The sequence below is a fragment of the Mesorhizobium sp. M8A.F.Ca.ET.181.01.1.1 genome (assembly GCF_004792025.1).
Lineage (GTDB): Bacteria > Pseudomonadota > Alphaproteobacteria > Rhizobiales > Rhizobiaceae > Mesorhizobium.
In genome coordinates, this window is record NZ_SRTV01000145.1 from 1 (window position 1) to 334 (window position 334).

The following is a 334-nucleotide window of genomic DNA, read 5'->3' on the forward strand; positions in this document are numbered from 1 at the left end:
CTTGGCCGCGAACACCTGGCGCGCCTCGCTGCTGAACGACGGCGCGATCAGCACTTCGACGAACTGCTTCGCCACCGCTTGGGCCGCGGCTTCGTCCACTTCGCGATTGAAGGCGATGATGCCGCCGATGGCGTAGCCGAGAATCATCGACGGCCCCGCGGCCTGCAACACGCTCGCCGAGCCGAGAAAGAGGCCGGTGCCGATCGCGCCGCCGAGCGCGATGAGTTGGATGTGGCGATTCTTGAGCCCGCGCTTCAGGCCGTCTTGCTGTGGTGCATTGTTCAAATTACGCCCCAGTGTATGGATTTCCGATCGCCCGATCAGACTTGTGGTC

At 63.8% G+C, this 334-nt stretch carries 1 pseudogene; it reads right to left on the reverse strand.

Annotated features, from left to right (window positions below):
- Nucleotides 1-297: pseudogene (locus tag EN824_RS33965) on the reverse strand (hypothetical protein); the annotation flags it as partial.
- Nucleotides 298-334: the final 37 nt, after the last annotated feature.